This is a genomic window from Streptomyces sp. Ru71 (genome assembly GCF_002920535.1).
Classification (GTDB): Bacteria; Actinomycetota; Actinomycetes; order Streptomycetales; family Streptomycetaceae; genus Streptomyces.
Window position 1 is genome coordinate 62,084 of the sequence record NZ_PQSS01000035.1, and the last position, 15,257, is coordinate 77,340.

Genomic DNA, 15,257 nt, shown 5'->3' on the forward strand with positions numbered 1-15,257 from the left:
CGGCTCCGCTTCCGCAGGAGCTGGAGCCGGGCGCGCTCGTACAGTGGCCGTATGACCACTTCCCGTGTGCTCACCTGGGACGTGCCGGCGAGCGGGGGGTACGAGACCGCGTGGGTCGACTGCGGCCAGGGCGCCCTGCACGCCCGGGGGCGGGCGGTCGGCACGACCCCGGAGCCGTACTGGATCACATACGAGCTGGAGACGGCGGAGGACTTCGTCACCCGGCGGCTGCGGGTGACCGCCGAGACCGCCGCCCGCACCCGCACGGTGGAGCTGCGGCACGACGGCCGGGGCGGCTGGAGCGCCGACGGGGAGCCGCTGCCCCAGCTGACCGGCGCGCTCGACTGCGACCTCGGGCTCAGCCCGCTCACCAACACCATGCCAGTGCTGCGGCACGCGCTGCACCGGGCGCAGGGCGAGCAGGAGTTCCTGATGGCCTGGGTGTCGGTGCCGGGTCTGGTGGTCCGGCCGTCCCGGCAGACGTACACCCACCTCGCCCGGCTCGCCGGCGGTGGCGGCCGGGTCCGCTACGCCTCCGGCTCCTTCCGCAGCGACCTGGAGATCGACGCGGACGGGTTCGTCGTCCACTACCCGCAGCTGGCGACGCGGCTCGCCCAGCGGTAAAGCGGGTGAGCGAAGATCGCCGCCGCGGCAGACTGCCCGTATGACCGCATCCGATCCCAAGGAAGACCTGCGCCGCTGCCTCCAGGACGCCCGGGAGGTGATGCTGTGGAAACTGGACGGGCTGCCGGAGTACGACGTCCGCCGCCCGCTGACCCCGACCGGCACCAATCTGCTGGGCCTGGTGAAGCATCTGACCGGCGCGGAGGCGCTGTACCTCGGCGCGACCTTCGGCCGGCCCTTCGACGCGCCGGCGCTGTGGATCACGGGTGACGCCGAACCGGACGCGGACCTGTGGGCCCGGCCCGAGGAGTCCCGGGAGTCGATCGTCGCCGGTTACCGGCGGGCCTGGTCCCAGGCGGACGCCACGATCGAGGCGCTGCCGCTGGACGCGGTGGGCCGGGTGCCCGGCGGGCCCGGGGTGGAGCTGACCCTGCACCGGGTGCTCACGCACATGATCGCCGAGACGCACCGGCACGCCGGGCACGCCGACATCGTCCGGGAGCTGATCGACGGCGCCGCCGGCCAGCGCGCGCAGGGCGCCAACCTGGCACCGCACGACCCCGGGCACCTGGCCCGGGTGGAACGGGCGGCCGAGGAGGCGGCCGCCCTGTACCGCTAACGTTCCGTCACCTTGCCGTCGGCCACCTCCAGGCGGCGGGTGACGTGGACCGCGTCCAGCATGCGCCGGTCGTGGGTGACCAGCAGCAGGGTGCCCTGGTAGGCGTCGAGGGCGGACTCCAGCTGCTCGATGGCCGGCAGGTCCAGGTGGTTGGTCGGCTCGTCGAGCACCAGGAGGTTGACGCCCCGGCCCTGGAGGAGCGCCAGGGCCGCCCGGGTGCGCTCGCCCGGGGAGAGCGTGGCCGCCGGGCGCACCACGTGGTCGGCCTTGAGGCCGAACTTGGCCAGCAGGGTGCGGATCTCGACCGGCTCGGTGTCGGGGACGGCCGCGCGGAACGCGTCCAGCAGGGTCTCGGAGCCGTGGAACAGCCGCCGTGCCTGGTCGACCTCGCCGACCAGCACACCCGAGCCGAGCGCGGCGTGTCCGGCGTCCAGCGGGATGCGGCCCAGCAGGGCGCCCAGGAGGGTGGACTTGCCCGCGCCGTTGGCGCCGGTGACCGCCACCCGGTCCGCCCAGTCGATCTGCAGGGTGACCGGGCCCAGGGTGAAGTCGCCGCGCCGGATCTCGGCGTCCCGCAGGCTCGCGACGACCGCGCCGGAGCGCGGGGCCGCCGCGATCTCCATGCGCAGCTCCCACTCCTTGCGCGGCTCCTCGACGACGTCCAGCCGCTCGATCAGCCGCTGGGTCTGCCGGGCCTTCGCGGCCTGCTTCTCGCTGGCCTCGCTGCGGAACTTGCGGCCGATCTTGTCGTTGTCGCCGGCCTTGCGCCGGGCGTGCTTGACGCCCTTGTCCATCCAGGCGCGCTGGGTGCGCGCCCGGTCCTCCAGCGCGGCCTTCTTGTCGGCGTACTCCTCGTAGTCGTCGCGGGCGTGCCGGCGGGCCACCTCGCGCTCCTCCAGATAGGCGTCGTAGCCGCCGCCGAAGAGGTTGACCTGCTGCTGGGCGAGGTCGAGTTCGAGGACCTTGGTGACCGTGCGGGTGAGGAACTCCCGGTCGTGGCTGACGACGACGGTGGCCGCGCGCAGCCCGCTCACGAAGCGTTCCAGGCGCTCCAGGCCGTCCAGGTCGAGGTCGTTGGTGGGCTCGTCCAGGAGGAAGACGTCGTAGCGCGACAGCAGCAGCGAGGCGAGGGAGGCGCGGGCGGCCTGGCCGCCGGACAGGGACGTCATCGGCTGGTCCAGTCCGACGGCGAGGCCGAGGGAGTCGGCGACCTCCTCGGCGCGCTCGTCGAGGTCGGCGCCGCCGAGGGCGAGCCAGCGCTCCAGGCTCGCGGCGTAGGCGTCGTCCGCGCCGGGCGCCCCGTCGACCAGGCCCTGCGTGGCCTCGTCCATGGCGCGCTGGGCGGCCGCGACGCCGGTGCGGCGGGCCAGGAACTCCCGCACGCTCTCCCCCGGCCGGCGCTCCGGCTCCTGCGGCAGATGGCCGACGGTGGCCGTCGGCGGGGACAGGCGCAGCTCGCCCTGCTCCGGCGTGAGGAGCCCGGCGAGCAGACGCAGCAAGGTGGACTTGCCCGCGCCGTTGGCGCCGACCAGCCCGATCACATCGCCGGGCGCGACGACGAGGTCGAGTCCGGAGAACAGGGAGCGGTCGCCGTGTCCGGCGGCGAGGTTCTTGGCGACGAGGGTGGCAGTCATCAGGGCGCCGATCCTAACGGCCGCCTCCGGCGGCGGCCCGCACCGGTGGTCAGCGCATGACCTCCACCAGCACGCTGCCCGAGGTCCGGGCGACGACGTACGACGCGCCCTTGACCGCCCTGGCGTCCAGCGGGATGCGGTGGCTGCCGGGTCCGAGGACGCCGTCGAAGACCTCGTGGGCGTGGGTGCGCGAGAGCCGGTCCAGGCGGTAGGCCGTCAGCTGCACCCGGCACCGCGAGGTGACCTCCACGTCCGCCTCGCCGCGGGCGGCGGTCAGCCGGGTCAGCCGGCGCTGCTCGACGGGGCTGCGGTCGAGGGCGTGCTCGATCTGCGCGACGAGCAGCGGCACGATCGGCGCGAGCGCGTCGACGAAGGCGACCGGCATGCCGGCGGCCTCGAAGGCGTGGCGCACGGCGGCGCGTTCGGCCTCGCCGACACCCCGGCCGAAGGCGACGGCGCCGTAGCCGCGCAGTTCCTCGGCGGGGACGCCGTGCGCGTCGTGGGCGATGTCGGCGCCGACACCGATGGTGCGCAGCGCGGCGGCGAGCTTGGCGAGCAGGGCGACGCGAGCCCCGATGAGCAGCACCCGGCGGCGGCCGGCGTCCGGCAGCGCGGCCAGTGCCGCCCGGTACTCCTCGCCGCGGAACCGGAACGGCCCTATGCCGCGGTAGCCGTCGCGCTCCAGGTCGACGTCCTCGCGGGTCTGCCAGGCGAAGTCCCGCCAGACGTAGTCGTCGCCGTCGCGTTCGATGACGGCGGTGACCGCCCCGCAGGCCAGGTCGGCGCACTCGGGACAGCCGTAGATGACGTACCGTCCGCCGGGCAGCGGCGGTTCGGCCTCCCCCAGCAGGCCGCGCGCCTGCTCGGTGAGGATGGCGGGCGGCACGTCGGAGGCGAGCGGGGACACGGCGTCCAGGTCGGACAGCTCGAACAGCAGCGGGCGGCCGTCGACGACGAAGTCGAGGAAGTCCCGGTGCACCTGGTAGCCGCCGTCGGCGAGGACGGCGCCCGCGCGGGTGGCCGGGGCCAGGCCGAAGGTCGCGTACGCGGCAGACATGCTGTGAGTATTCCCGCGTCCTCACCGATGTGAGCGCGGCATGACACATTCCGTTACCGTCCCAGGATGCGAACCGAACTGAGGGACGACGTGATCGTGGTCGGGGGCGGGGTCGTGGGACTGACGACCGCCGTGGTCCTCGCCGAGCGGGGCCGACGGGTGCGGGTGTGGACGCGGGAGCCCGCGGAGCGGACGACCTCGGCGGTCGCCGGTGCGCTGTGGTGGCCGTACCACATCCGGCCGGTGGCGTCGGCGCGGTCGTGGGCGCTGCGGTCGCTGGAGGTGTACGAGGAGCTGGCGGACCGGGCGCCGCAGACCGGCGTACGGATGGTCGAAGGGGTACTGGGGGGCGCGGAGCTGGACGAGGTCGCCGGGTGGGCGGCCGCGCGGCTGCCGGGGCTGCGGGCGTCGACGCGCGAGGAGTACGCCGGGACGGGGGTGTGGGCGCGGCTGCCGCTGGTCGACATGGCGGTGCATCTGCCGTGGCTGCGGCAGCGGTTGGAGGCGGCGGGCGGGGTGGTGGAGGAGCGCACGGTGTCCGCGCTGGCCGAGGTGCCGGCCCCGGTCGTGGTGAACTGCACCGGCCTGGGCGCCCGCCGGCTGGTGCCCGATCCGGCGCTGCGGCCGGTGCGGGGGCAGCTGGTCGTGGTGGAGAACCCCGGGGTGCGCACCTGGCTCGTCGCCGGCACGGTGGGCGAGGAGGCCACCTATCTGCTGCCGCACCCGGACCGGTTGCTGCTGGGCGGGACCGCGCAGGAGGGCGACTGGTCCACCGAGCCCGATCCGGCGATCGCCGAGGCGATCGTGCGGCGGTGCGCGGCGCTGCGGCCGGAGGTGGCCGGGGCGCGGGTGCTGGAGCACCGGGTGGGTCTGCGGCCCGCCCGGGACGCGGTCCGGCTGGAGCGCGAACCGCTGCCGGGCGGGCGGGTGCTGGTGCACAACTACGGGCACGGCGGCGCGGGCGTCACCGTGGCGTGGGGCTGCGCCCAGGAGGCGGCCGCCCTGGCCGCCCCCTGCTGACGTCAGGGGACGCGGGATGCGCTGCGGGGCGGGTGCACGCCCGCCGGGGTCGCCGGGTGCGGGGCCGGCGTGGCCGCTCCCGCGGTGGCGAGGGCGCCGGCGCCGCCGACCAGCGGCAGGCGGGCGGAGGTCCGGGACAGGTCGAGGGTGAGGGTCGGGGTGGTGGACGGGGGATCGATGAGGTCCTTGTCCGTGCCGGCCACGATCAGCGCCAGCCGGTGCCCCTTCGGTACGACGTGGTCGGTGGCCGCCAGGTCGACGGTGATCGTGTACGCCCGGCCCGGGGTGAGCGGCGTGCCCTTGCCGGGGTGCGCCCAGGTGCCGAGGTCGGCCCAGCCGCGGCTGATCACCGTGTAGCCGACGTCGGTGGTCCGGGCCTTCGTCTCCTTGAAGCAGGCGCTGTCACCGGCGCTGCTGGCGCCCCAGCAGGTGCGGTCGGTGAGGGTGGTGATGCCCTCGGCGGCGTCGGCGTAGTCCCGAATGGTGGCGGGGCCGACGTCGACGAGGACGGCCGACAGATGGGCCGTGGCGGTGGTCGGGGTGGCGGTCACGGTGACCTTCGAGGAGCCGGCCAGGCGCAGGTCGCGGATGAGCGGCGCGGTGCTGAAGCCGGCCTTGTCGGGGGTCGGCCGGTCGAGGTTCGCGGCCCAGTCGGTCTCGCTGTGCCGCGGGTCGTCGGTGAAGGTCTCGGTGCCGGTGGCCGGGCGCGGGCCCAGGGTGCCGACGCCGGGCCGGTCGCCCGGGGCGGGGCGCAGGGTGGTGGGCCGGGTGCCGCTCGGGGGCCACACCCGGGAGGTGACCCACTGGTCCGGGCCGCGTTCGACGTCGGCCATCGGCTCGCGGTCGATGCCGTTGTCGTAGCCGAGGAGTTCGTGGTCGAACCAGCGGTGCAGGGTGTCCACCCAGGCGCCGCGGCGGAAGTCGAAGGGGTCGACGTGCCCGGTCTGGGAGAGCCAGATCTTGCGCCGCACGCGGTTCTTCGCGAGGGCGTCCCACCACTGGCCGAGGTGCTTGGTGCGCACGTTGAGGTCCTGCATGCCGTGCACGAGGAAGACGCTGGCGCGGACCTCGTCCGCGTCCTTGACGTAGTCGCGTTCGGTCCACAGCGCGGTCCAGTCGCCGGTGCGCGGTGCCCCGTCGGTCAGCTTCCGCTGGACGGCGGCGCACTTGGCGCGGGCGTCGGGGCTGTCGACGTAGTCGGACAGCCACTCGGGGCCGGAGTCGTACAGCGGGGCGCCCTGCTGGAAGTAGTAGTCGTACCAGGAGGAGATCGCGCTGATCGGGACGATGGTCTTGAGGCCCTTGACGCCGGTCGCGGCGACGCCGTTGGCGATGGTGCCGTCCCAGCTCTTGCCGATCATGCCGGTGCGGCCGTCGGTCCAGCCCGCCTTGACGGGGGTGTTGCCGGTGCGGGAGGTGTAGGCCTTCGCGCGGCCGTTCAGCCAGTCGACGACGGCCTTGGCGGACAGGACGTCGGAGCGGCCGCCGGCGTCGACGCAGCCGTCGGAGCGGTTGGTGCCGGCGAGGTCGACGCCGACGACGGCGTAGCCGCGCGGGACGAAGTAGTTGTCGTAGAACAGCGGCATCCGTACGACGTTGCCGTGCGCGTCGTAGGTCTTCTTCTGGCTCTCGTTGCCGCGGCCGCAGCAGGAGTAGTAGGGGCTGGCGTCCATGATGACGGGCACCTTGCGGCCGTGGGCGGCCGGTTCGCCCGGCCGGACGATGTCGGCGGCGACGCGGTCGGTGCGGCCGTCGCCGTCGCCGTCGAGTCCGGTGTCCACCCAGACGGCCTCGCGGATGGCGTGCTCGTACGAGTAGACGGGCCGGCTCTCGCGCGGGGTGCCGTGTGCGGCGGCCGGGGTGAGCAACGCGGCCGCCAGTGCGGCGACCGCGGCTGCCACCAGCGTTCTCCAGGTCGTGAAGCGCATGCGTGTCGGCATGCGCGGACGTTACATCGGTCAACTCCCGTGCAGAAGAGGGCGCGTGAGGAGTGTCGTGCGGTTTCACTCATGACGGCTGAATGGCGATCGTGTGACAGCAGGGGCCATGGACATGACCGGGGGCCGAGGGACTCAATAGGCTCCGAACAGACTTCGGTCCCCTACGACTTGGAGCTTTCGTGCACCGCAGAATCATCGCGCCGGGCGCTCTTGCCGCCGCCTCCGTCCTGCTGGCGATCCCGGCCTCGGCGGCGAGCTACTCCCCCGGCGCCCCGGGCATCGGCGACCCCTACTACCCGGCCTACGGCAACGGCGGATACGACGTCTCCCACTACGACCTGCGCCTGAAGTACCAGCCGGCCACCGACGAGCTGGAGGGCACGGCGACGATACTGGCGCGGACCACGCAGGATCTGTCGCGGTTCGACCTGGACTTCCTGCTCGACGTGAGCGAGGTCCGGGTCAACGGGGCCAAGGCGTCCTTCACGACGTCAGGCGAGCACGAGCTGGTCGTCACGCCGAGGACACCGCTGGCGAAGGGGACGGCGGTCACCGTCGTGGTGCGCTACAGCGGGGTGCCGTCCTCGAAGAAGGCGTACGGCTTCACCAGCTGGCACCGCACCCCGGACGGCGGCATCGCGGCGAACGAGCCGGAAGCGGCCTGGTGGTGGTTCCCCAGCAACGACCATCCGCTGGACAAGGCCACCTACGACGTGTCGGTGCTGGTGCCGGACGGGACGCAGGCCCTGTCCAACGGCACGCTGCAGTCCACGAGTTCCAAGCTCGGCTGGACTCGCTTCAACTGGCGGCAGAACAAGCCGCAGACGACGTATCTGGCCACGCTCGCGCTCGGCAGGTTCGACGTGACGACCTCGACCTCCGAGGGCGGTGTGCCCGTCATCAACGCCTACAGCAAGGACCTCGGCGACAACGACGGGGCGGCGCGGGCGAGCGTGGAGCGCACCGGGGAGATCGTCGACTGGCTGAGCGGCTTCTTCGGCCCGTACCCGTTCTCGTCGGCGGGCGGCTACGTGCCCAACACGACGACCGGGTACGCGCTGGAGAACCAGACCCGCGTCTACTACAGCCCGCGGCAGTTCGCGAACGGCTCCAACACCTCGGTGGTCGTGCACGAACTGGCCCACCAGTGGTGGGGCGACAGCGTGTCGCTCAAGAGCTGGAAGGACATCTGGATCAACGAGGGCTTCGCGCGCTACGCGCAGTGGCTGTGGTCGGAGCACGAGGGCGAGGGCACGGCGCAGGAGCTCGCGGACTACGTGTACGCCTCGCACCCGGCCGACGACGCCTTCTGGACGGTGAAGCCGGGTGACCCGGGGCCGGACAACCAGTTCGACATCGCGGTCTACGACCGGGGCGCGCTGGCCATCCAGGCCCTGCGCAACGAGATCGGTGACGACGCGTTCTTCGCGATCCTGAAGGGCTGGCCGCAGCGGTACGCGTACGGCAACGCGTCGGTGGCCGACTTCCAGCGCTACGCCGAGCAGGTGTCCGGCAAGCCGCTCGCGGCCCTGTTCGACACCTGGCTGTACGAGCCGGCCAAGCCGGCCACCCCGTCGGCCCGCACGAAGTCCCTCACCCGCACGACGGCGACCCCGGCCCAGCCGAGGTCCTGGAAGAAGATCGCGGCCACGAACGAGGTGCACGGGCACTGACACCGGGCCCCGGCCGGCGCGGGTCTGCGCACCGGCCGGGGCACGTCCGGGTGCTCACCCGTGGTCGTACACGGTCACGGGTATCCCCCGCCGCACCAGGCGCTCGGTGAGCAGGGGCTCCACGCGGGACCACTTGCCGCCGGCGAGACCGCAGCCGATGCGCGGCATGTGCACCGAGGCGCCGAGGTCGAGCGCCTTGTCCGCCAGCCGGGCCAGGGCGGTGTCGATGGCCTCGTAGCGGACCGGGACACCGTTGCTGCCGGTGCGAGTGCCGCGCTGGCCGATCATGTTGGCGACCCAGATGTACCGCTCGACCTGGACGAACTGGGCGGCGCCCAGCCCGAAGTCGTTCGCCGCGCGGTCGCGGTGCCAGGCGCGGTAGGCCCTCTCGGGCTCCGGCCAGCGGCGCGAGAGGGCCAGGACGAACCCCTTCCCCCAGCCCCCGATGTCGTTGCAGACATGGGCGATCACCTTGACGCCCTGGCCGAACGGCGCGGTGGCGTCACCCCGGACATACGTGATCTCCGACATGACGCCACCGTAGGCGGTGCCACTGACAGTGGCCCCGGTCTGCTACTTCGTGAGGTCGGTCAGCTCGCGGTCGGTGTTCTCGGCGACCCGGCGGCGGACGCCGAACCAGCCGGCGACCAGCAGGACGGCGATCACCGGGATCAGCAGCAGCGTCTTGCGGCCGACCTCCGGGTCGTTCCACATCATGCCGAGGCAGGCCAGCAGGAACGCGACCGTGGCGATCTCGGTGACGGGGCTGCCCGGCAGGCGGAAGTGCGGCCGGGTGACCAGGCCCGCCTTCGCCCGGCGGACGAACACCAGGTGGCAGACCATGATGATCACCCAGGTGCTGATGATGCCGAGGGAGGCCACGTTCAGCACGATCTCGAAGGCCTGGCTGGGCACCAGGTAGTTCAGCCCGACGCCGAGCACGCAGATCCCGCAGGTCAGCAGGATGCCGCCGTAGGGCACCTGGCTGCGGCTCATGACGCGGGTGAACTTGGGCGCGGAGCCGGCCATCGCCATGGAGCGCAGGATGCGGCCGGTGGAGTACAGGCCGGAGTTCAGCGAGGACATGGCCGCGGTGAGGACGACCAGGTTCATCACGTCGCCGGCGCCCTGGACGCCGATCTTCGACAGCACGGTCACGAAGGGGCTCTCGTCGGCGGAGTACACCGAGCCCGGCAGCAGCAGCGCGAGCAGGATGACCGAGCCGCAGTAGAAGAGACCGACCCGCCACATGATCGAGTTCACGGCACGCGGCACGACCTTCTCCGGCTCCGCGGTCTCACCGGCGGCGACGCCGACCAGTTCCAGCGCGGCGTACGCGAAGATCACGCCCTGCATGACCAGCACGACCGGCATCACACCGTGCGGGAAGACACCGCCGTGGTCGGTGATCACGTTCATGCCCGGCGTCTGGCCGCCCACCTCGTGGTGCGTGGCCAGCAGGAAGATGCCGACGAGCATGAAGGCGACCAGCGTGGCCACCTTGACGATCGAGAACCAGAACTCCATCTCGCCGAAGATCTTCACCGAGATGAGGTTCACGGTGAGGACCACGGCGAGCGCGATCAGCGCCAGCACCCACTGCGGGATCGGCGTGAACATGCTCCAGTAGTGCGTGTACAGCGCGATGGCGGTGATGTCCGCGATACCGGTCGTCGACCAGTTCAGGAAGTACATCCAGCCGGCGACGTACGCGCCCTTCTCGCCGAGGAACTCGCGCGCGTACGACACGAACGATCCGGAGGACGGGCGGTAGAGGACCAGCTCGCCGAGGGCGCGGACCACGAAGAAGGCGAAGACTCCGCAGACGAGGTAGGCCAGCGCGAGCGCGGGGCCCGCGTTGTGCAGCCGGCCGCCGGCGCCCAGGAAGAGGCCGGTGCCGATCGCGCCGCCGATCGCGATCATGTTGACGTGGCGGTGCTTGAGATCCTTGCTGTAACCGGCGTCGCCCGCGTCCGCGGGCGCTGCGGTCGCCGCGGGGTGGGCGGCGTCCTGTGCCGTGTGCACGGCTTCCTTGCTCACGGGTGGTTCCACTCTCTGGTGCGGCCCGAGCGGGGTTGCCCTCGGGACTCGTACGTGTGGGTCGGCCCGCACCACCCCCTCACGGCACAGACCAAGGCAGCAGCTTCCCAGAGAGATCACTTCTCATGCGATGGTCCATGTCACAGAGCGGTTCTTCTCACATGGGGTTCACGACTCGTTCACCAGCGAAGACGTCCCCACGGGTGATGGCACGGGTGGTGTCACAGCAGCGATGAGACAGTGATACTGCTGAACATGACGACCACCGAGGAGCCCACCCTCACCATCGACGAGCTGGCCGCCCGCGCGGGCGTCACCGTCCGGACGGTCCGTTTCTACAGCACCAAGGGCCTGCTGCCGCCGCCCGTCCTCGGCCCGCGCCGGGTGGGCCGCTACGGCGCCGGTCACCTGGCCCGCCTGGCGCTGATCGAGGAGCTGCAGCGGCAGGGCATGACGCTCGCGGCCATCGAGCGGTATCTGCGGCAGCTGCCGGCCGACCTGAGCGCCCGGGACCTCGCGATGCACCGCGCGGTGGTGGCGTCCTGGGCGCCGGACACGGTGGAGTCGGTGAGCCGGGAGGAGCTCGACCGGCGGGCGGGCCGCCCGCTGAGCGAGGACGATCTGAGGCGGCTGACGGCGATGGACGTCGTCACGCGGGACGGCGGCGGCTTCCGCGTCGACGCCGGCCTGCTGCGCCTCGGCGTGGAGCTGCTCGACGTACCGCTGTCCCAGGAGACGGTGCTCGCCGCCCGCACCGTGCTGATCGAGCACTCCCGCGCGGCGGCGCGGGAGCTGTCGGGGCTGCTGCGGGCCGCGGTCGCCGACCGCGGCCCGCAGGACGTGAAGTCGCTGTCCGCCCATATGCACCCCCTGGTGGTGCAGGCCCTGCTCACGACCTTCCAGCGGTCGCTGCGCGAGGAGCTGCGGGAGTGGCTGGACGGCGCCGAGGAGTGAGGCTCCTCCTCGGCCCGCGTCCGTACGGGTGCCTCAGCGCCCGTCGGTGAAGGTCTCGCCCCGCTCCGCCTTCTCCACCAGCAGCGCCGGCGGGGTGAAGCGCTCGCCGTAGCGCTCGGCCAGCTCACGCGCGCGTGCCACGAAGCCGGGCAGGCCGCCGTCGTAGCCGTTGATGTACTGCAGCACGCCACCCGTCCAGCCGGGGAAGCCGATGCCGAAGATCGAGCCGATGTTGGCGTCGGCGACGGAGGTGAGCACGCCCTCCTGAAGCAGCCGGACGGTGTCCAGCGCCTCGGAGAACAGCATGCGCTCCTGCATGTCGCGGAACGGGATCTCCCGCCCGGGCCGGGTGAAGTGCTCGCGCAGGCCCGGCCACAGCCGCAGCCGCTTGCCGTTGTCGTCGTACTCGTAGAAGCCGGCGCCGCCGCTGCGGCCGGTGCGGCCGAACTCGTCGACCATGCGGTCGATGACGGCCTCCGCCGGGTGCGCCGTCCAGGTGCCGCCCGACTCCTCCACGGCCCGCTTCGTCTCGCCCCGGATCTTGCGGGGCAGAGTCAGCGTCAGGTCGTCCATCAGGGACAGCACCTTGGCCGGGTAGCCGGCCTGGGCCGCCGCCTGCTCGACGGACGCGGGCTCGATGCCCTCGCCGACCATGGCCACGCCCTCGTTGATGAAGTGGCCGATGACGCGGGAGGTGAAGAAGCCGCGCGAGTCGTTGACGACGATCGGCGTCTTGTTGATCTGCCGTACCAGGTCGAAGGCGCGGGCGAGGGCCTCGTCGCCGGTGCGCTCGCCCTTGATGATCTCCACCAGGGGCATCTTGTCGACCGGCGAGAAGAAGTGCAGCCCGATGAAGTCGGTCTGCCGCTGCACACCCTCGGCGAGCGTGGTGATCGGCAGCGTGGAGGTGTTGGAGCACAGCAGCGCGTCCGGCGCGACGACGGACTCGATCTCCTGGAACACCTTGTGCTTGAGCGCGGTGTCCTCGAACACGGCCTCGATGACCGCGTCGCAGCCCGCGAGGTCGGCGACGTCGGCGGTCGGCGTGATGCGGGCGAGCAGCGCGTCCGCCTTCTCCTGCGAGGTGCGGCCCTTGGCGACGGCCTTGGCGCACAGCTTCTCGGAGTAGCCCTTGCCCTTGACCGCGGCTTCGAGGGCGACGTCCTTGAGGACGACCTCGATGCCCGCGCGGGCGCAGGAGTAGGCGATGCCGGCGCCCATCATGCCGGCGCCGAGCACGGCGATCTTGCGGACCTGGCGCGGCTCGATGCCCTGGGGGCGGTTGGCGCCGGAGTTGACGGCCTGGAGGTCGAAGAAGAACGCCTGGATCATGTTCTTCGAGGTCTGGCCCGCGGCCAGCTCCACGAAGTAGCGGGCTTCGATGACCTGCGCGGTCTCGAAGTCGACCTGGGCGCCCTCGACGGCGGCGGCCAGGATGTTGCGCGGCGCCGGGTAGGGGGCGCCGCCTGTCTGCTTGCGCAGGTTGGCCGGGAACGCGGGCAGGTTGGCGGCGAACTTCGGGTTCGCCGGCGTGCCGCCGGGGATGCGGTAGCCGGGGCGGTCCCAGGGCTGCTGCGACTCGGGGTGGGCGTCGATGAAGGCGCGGGCCCGCGCGATCAGCTCCTCGCGGCTGTCCACGACCTCGTCCACCAGGCCGTTGTCCAGGGCGCGGCGCGGGTTGTACTGGGTGCCCTGGAGCAGGACCTTCAGCAGGGCGTCGGTGATGCCGAGCAGGCGGACGGTGCGTACGACGCCGCCGCCTCCGGGCAGCAGGCCGAGGGTGACCTCCGGGCAGCCGATCTTGGAGCCGGGGGCGTCCAGGGCGACGCGGTGGTGGCAGGCCAGCGCGATCTCGTAGCCGCCGCCGAGCGCCGCGCCGTTGATCGCGGCGACGACCGGCTTGCCGAGGGTCTCGATGCGGCGCAGGTTGCGCTTGATGGCCATGCCGCCGTCGAAGAGGTCCTGCGCGGTCTCGGGGGTGACCCGGATGAGGTCGCGCAGGTCGCCGCCGGCGAAGAAGGTCTTCTTGGCGGAGGTGACGATGACGCCGCGGATCGAGTCCTTCTCGGCCTCCAGGCGGTCGGCGACCGCGGCGAGCGAGTCGCGGAACGCCTGGTTCATGGTGTTGGCCGACTGGTTGGGGTCGTCGAGGACGAGGGTGACGACACCGGTGTCGTCCTGTTCCCAGCGGATGGTGGTGGGCTCAGTGCTCATGGAAGCTGCTCCGTGATGGTCCGTGGTGATCCGTTGGGAGGGGGTCAGACGCGCTCGACGACGGTGGCGATGCCCATGCCGCCGCCCACGCACAGCGTGGCCAGGCCGTAGCGCTTGTCCTGGCGCTCCAGTTCGTCGACGAGGGTGCCGAGGATCATCGCGCCGGTCGCGCCGAGCGGGTGGCCCAGCGCGATGGCGCCGCCGTTGACGTTGACCTTGTCCAGCGACAGGCCCATGTCCTTCACGAAGCGCAGCACGACCGCCGCGAACGCCTCGTTGATCTCGACGAGGTCGATGTCGTCGATGGTGAGCCCGGCCTTGGCGAGGGCCTTGCGGGTGGCGGGGGCCGGGCCGGTGAGCATGATGGTGGGCTCGGAGCCGGACACGGCGGCGGAGACGATGCGGGCGCGCGGGGTGAGGCCGTAGCGCTCGCCGACCTCCTTGGAGCCGATGGCGACGAGGGAGGCGCCGTCGACGATGCCGGAGGAGTTGCCGGCGTGGTGGACGTGGTCGATCTGCTCCACCCAGTGGTACTTCTGCAGCGCGACCGCGTCGAAGCCGCCCAGCTCGCCGATGTCCGCGAAGGACGGCTTGAGCTTCGCGAGGGAGTCGGCGGTGGTGCCGGGGCGCAGGTGCTCGTCGTGGTCGAGGACGACCAGGCCGCTGCGGTCCTTGACGGGGACGACGGAGCGCTCGAAGCGGCCCTCCTTCCAGGCGGTGGCCGCGCGCTCCTGGGACAGGGCCGCGTACTCGTCGACGTCCCGGCGGGAGAAGCCCTCGATGGTGGCGATGAGGTCGGCGCCGATGCCCTGCGGCACGAAGTTGGTGGCGAGGTTGGTCATCGGGTCGTTGAACCAGGCGCCGCCGTCGGAGGCCATCGGCACCCGGGACATCGACTCCACACCGCCCGCGAGGACGAGGTCCTCCCAGCCGGAACGGACCTTGGCGGCGGCCAGGTTGACCGCCTCAAGGCCCGAGGCACAGAAGCGGTTCTCCTGGACGCCGGCGACCGTGTCGGGCAGGCCGGCGGCGATCGCGGCGATACGGGCGATGTCGGAGCCCTGGTCGCCGACGGGGCCGACCACGCCGAGCACGATGTCGTCGACGGCCGCGGGGTCCAGGCCGGGGAAGCGGGCGCGGATCTCGTGGATGAGGCCGACGACCAGGTCGACGGGCTTGGTGCCGTGCAGGGAGCCGTTGGCCTTGCCGCGTCCGCGCGGGGTGCGGATCGCGTCGTACACGTACGCTTCGGTGCTCACGAGGAGGCCTTTCGCTGAGGGTCGGTGGAAGGCTGAGGGCGGGAGGAAGGCGGGGGCAGCAGTTCGGGCACGTCCCAGTCGCGGGCCACGTCCTCGGTGTCGGCGCCGGGCTGCGCGGGGCCGCTGCGGATCGTGGCCGGGGTCACGGAGAAGCGGGGCGCGGGGGCCGGCTGGGTGATGCCGCCGTGGTCGGTGAAGGTGCCGCGGGCGGCGAGGTGGGGGT

At 72.5% G+C, this 15,257-nt stretch carries 12 protein-coding genes and 1 pseudogene; 5 read left to right on the forward strand and 8 right to left on the reverse strand.

Annotated elements, in window-relative coordinates; translation table 11 throughout:
• The first annotated feature begins 51 nt into the window (after positions 1-51).
• Positions 52-624: a putative glycolipid-binding domain-containing protein gene (locus C3489_RS21220; protein ID WP_103783594.1), complete on the forward strand. Its 573-nt coding sequence runs from the start codon at positions 52-54 to the stop codon at positions 622-624.
• 40 nt (positions 625-664) lie between these two features.
• Positions 665-1,243: a DinB family protein gene (locus tag C3489_RS21225; protein ID WP_103783595.1), complete on the forward strand. Its 579-nt coding sequence runs from the start codon at positions 665-667 to the stop codon at positions 1,241-1,243.
• Here the strand turns inward: C3489_RS21225 and C3489_RS21230 are convergent.
• Both C3489_RS21230 and C3489_RS21235 read right to left on the reverse strand, forming a co-directional pair.
• Entirely contained in the window at positions 1,240-2,877 is a 1,638-nt protein-coding gene (locus tag C3489_RS21230; protein WP_103783596.1) for an ABC-F family ATP-binding cassette domain-containing protein, read from the reverse strand. The genes C3489_RS21225 and C3489_RS21230 overlap by 4 nt on opposite strands.
• Positions 2,878-2,926: 49 nt before the next feature.
• Positions 2,927-3,934, reverse strand: coding sequence for an oxidoreductase (locus C3489_RS21235; RefSeq protein ID WP_103783597.1), 1,008 nt, complete (start codon positions 3,932-3,934; stop codon positions 2,927-2,929).
• A gap of 66 nt (positions 3,935-4,000) precedes the next feature.
• Between C3489_RS21235 and C3489_RS21240 the strand changes: the two genes are divergently transcribed.
• A complete protein-coding gene (locus C3489_RS21240) occupies positions 4,001-4,954 on the forward strand; it encodes an FAD-dependent oxidoreductase (RefSeq protein ID WP_103783598.1) in 954 nt (317 codons plus the stop codon).
• 2 nt (positions 4,955-4,956) lie between these two features.
• On the opposite strand, the gene C3489_RS21245 is transcribed toward C3489_RS21240, so the two are convergent.
• Positions 4,957-6,894, reverse strand: coding sequence for a Xaa-Pro dipeptidyl-peptidase (locus C3489_RS21245; protein ID WP_103783599.1), 1,938 nt, complete (start codon positions 6,892-6,894; stop codon positions 4,957-4,959).
• A 179-nt stretch (positions 6,895-7,073) separates the two neighbouring features.
• Between C3489_RS21245 and C3489_RS21250 the strand changes: the two genes are divergently transcribed.
• Positions 7,074-8,567, forward strand: coding sequence for a M1 family metallopeptidase (locus C3489_RS21250; protein WP_103783600.1), 1,494 nt, complete (start codon positions 7,074-7,076; stop codon positions 8,565-8,567).
• 54 nt (positions 8,568-8,621) lie between these two features.
• On the opposite strand, the gene C3489_RS21255 is transcribed toward C3489_RS21250, so the two are convergent.
• Together C3489_RS21255 and C3489_RS21260 are read right to left on the reverse strand one after the other, a co-directional pair.
• Entirely contained in the window at positions 8,622-9,098 is a 477-nt protein-coding gene (locus C3489_RS21255; protein WP_103783601.1) for a macro domain-containing protein, read from the reverse strand.
• 42 nt (positions 9,099-9,140) lie between these two features.
• Complete coding sequence (locus C3489_RS21260) at positions 9,141-10,607, reverse strand: amino acid permease (protein WP_103783602.1); 1,467 nt, start codon at positions 10,605-10,607, stop codon at positions 9,141-9,143.
• Positions 10,608-10,862: 255 nt separating this feature from the next.
• On the opposite strand from C3489_RS21260, the gene C3489_RS21270 reads away from it, so the two are divergent.
• On the forward strand, positions 10,863-11,561 hold the full coding sequence (locus C3489_RS21270) for a MerR family transcriptional regulator (RefSeq protein ID WP_103783612.1): 699 nt from the start codon (positions 10,863-10,865) through the stop codon (positions 11,559-11,561).
• Positions 11,562-11,594: 33 nt separating this feature from the next.
• Here the strand turns inward: C3489_RS21270 and C3489_RS21275 are convergent, their stop codons facing one another.
• The 3 genes and pseudogenes from C3489_RS21275 to C3489_RS21285 all read right to left on the reverse strand — a co-directional run.
• A complete protein-coding gene (locus tag C3489_RS21275) occupies positions 11,595-13,775 on the reverse strand; it encodes a 3-hydroxyacyl-CoA dehydrogenase NAD-binding domain-containing protein (RefSeq protein WP_103783604.1) in 2,181 nt (726 codons plus the stop codon).
• Between the two features lie 44 nt (positions 13,776-13,819).
• Positions 13,820-15,034: an acetyl-CoA C-acetyltransferase gene (locus C3489_RS21280; protein ID WP_103783605.1), complete on the reverse strand. Its 1,215-nt coding sequence runs from the start codon at positions 15,032-15,034 to the stop codon at positions 13,820-13,822.
• A pseudogene (locus tag C3489_RS21285) lies at positions 15,031-15,257 on the reverse strand (CoA transferase); the annotation flags it as partial. The pseudogene C3489_RS21285 and the gene C3489_RS21280, both read right to left, overlap by 4 nt.

What these genes read in the sequence shown, in the direction of transcription:
- C3489_RS21230 (WP_103783596.1), bottom strand. Translation starts at nt 2,877, where the DNA reads ATGACTGCCACCCTCGTCGCCAAGAACCTCGCCGCCGGACACGGCGAC.
- C3489_RS21275 (WP_103783604.1), bottom strand. Translation starts at nt 13,775, where the DNA reads ATGAGCACTGAGCCCACCACCATCCGCTGGGAACAGGACGACACCGGT.
- C3489_RS21235 (WP_103783597.1), bottom strand. Translation starts at nt 3,934, where the DNA reads ATGTCTGCCGCGTACGCGACCTTCGGCCTGGCCCCGGCCACCCGCGCG.
- C3489_RS21225 (WP_103783595.1), top strand. Translation starts at nt 665, where the DNA reads ATGACCGCATCCGATCCCAAGGAAGACCTGCGCCGCTGCCTCCAGGAC.
- C3489_RS21255 (WP_103783601.1), bottom strand. Translation starts at nt 9,098, where the DNA reads ATGTCGGAGATCACGTATGTCCGGGGTGACGCCACCGCGCCGTTCGGC.
- C3489_RS21220 (WP_103783594.1), top strand. Translation starts at nt 52, where the DNA reads ATGACCACTTCCCGTGTGCTCACCTGGGACGTGCCGGCGAGCGGGGGG.
- C3489_RS21240 (WP_103783598.1), top strand. Translation starts at nt 4,001, where the DNA reads ATGCGAACCGAACTGAGGGACGACGTGATCGTGGTCGGGGGCGGGGTC.
- C3489_RS21245 (WP_103783599.1), bottom strand. Translation starts at nt 6,894, where the DNA reads ATGCCGACACGCATGCGCTTCACGACCTGGAGAACGCTGGTGGCAGCC.
- C3489_RS21270 (WP_103783612.1), top strand. Translation starts at nt 10,863, where the DNA reads ATGACGACCACCGAGGAGCCCACCCTCACCATCGACGAGCTGGCCGCC.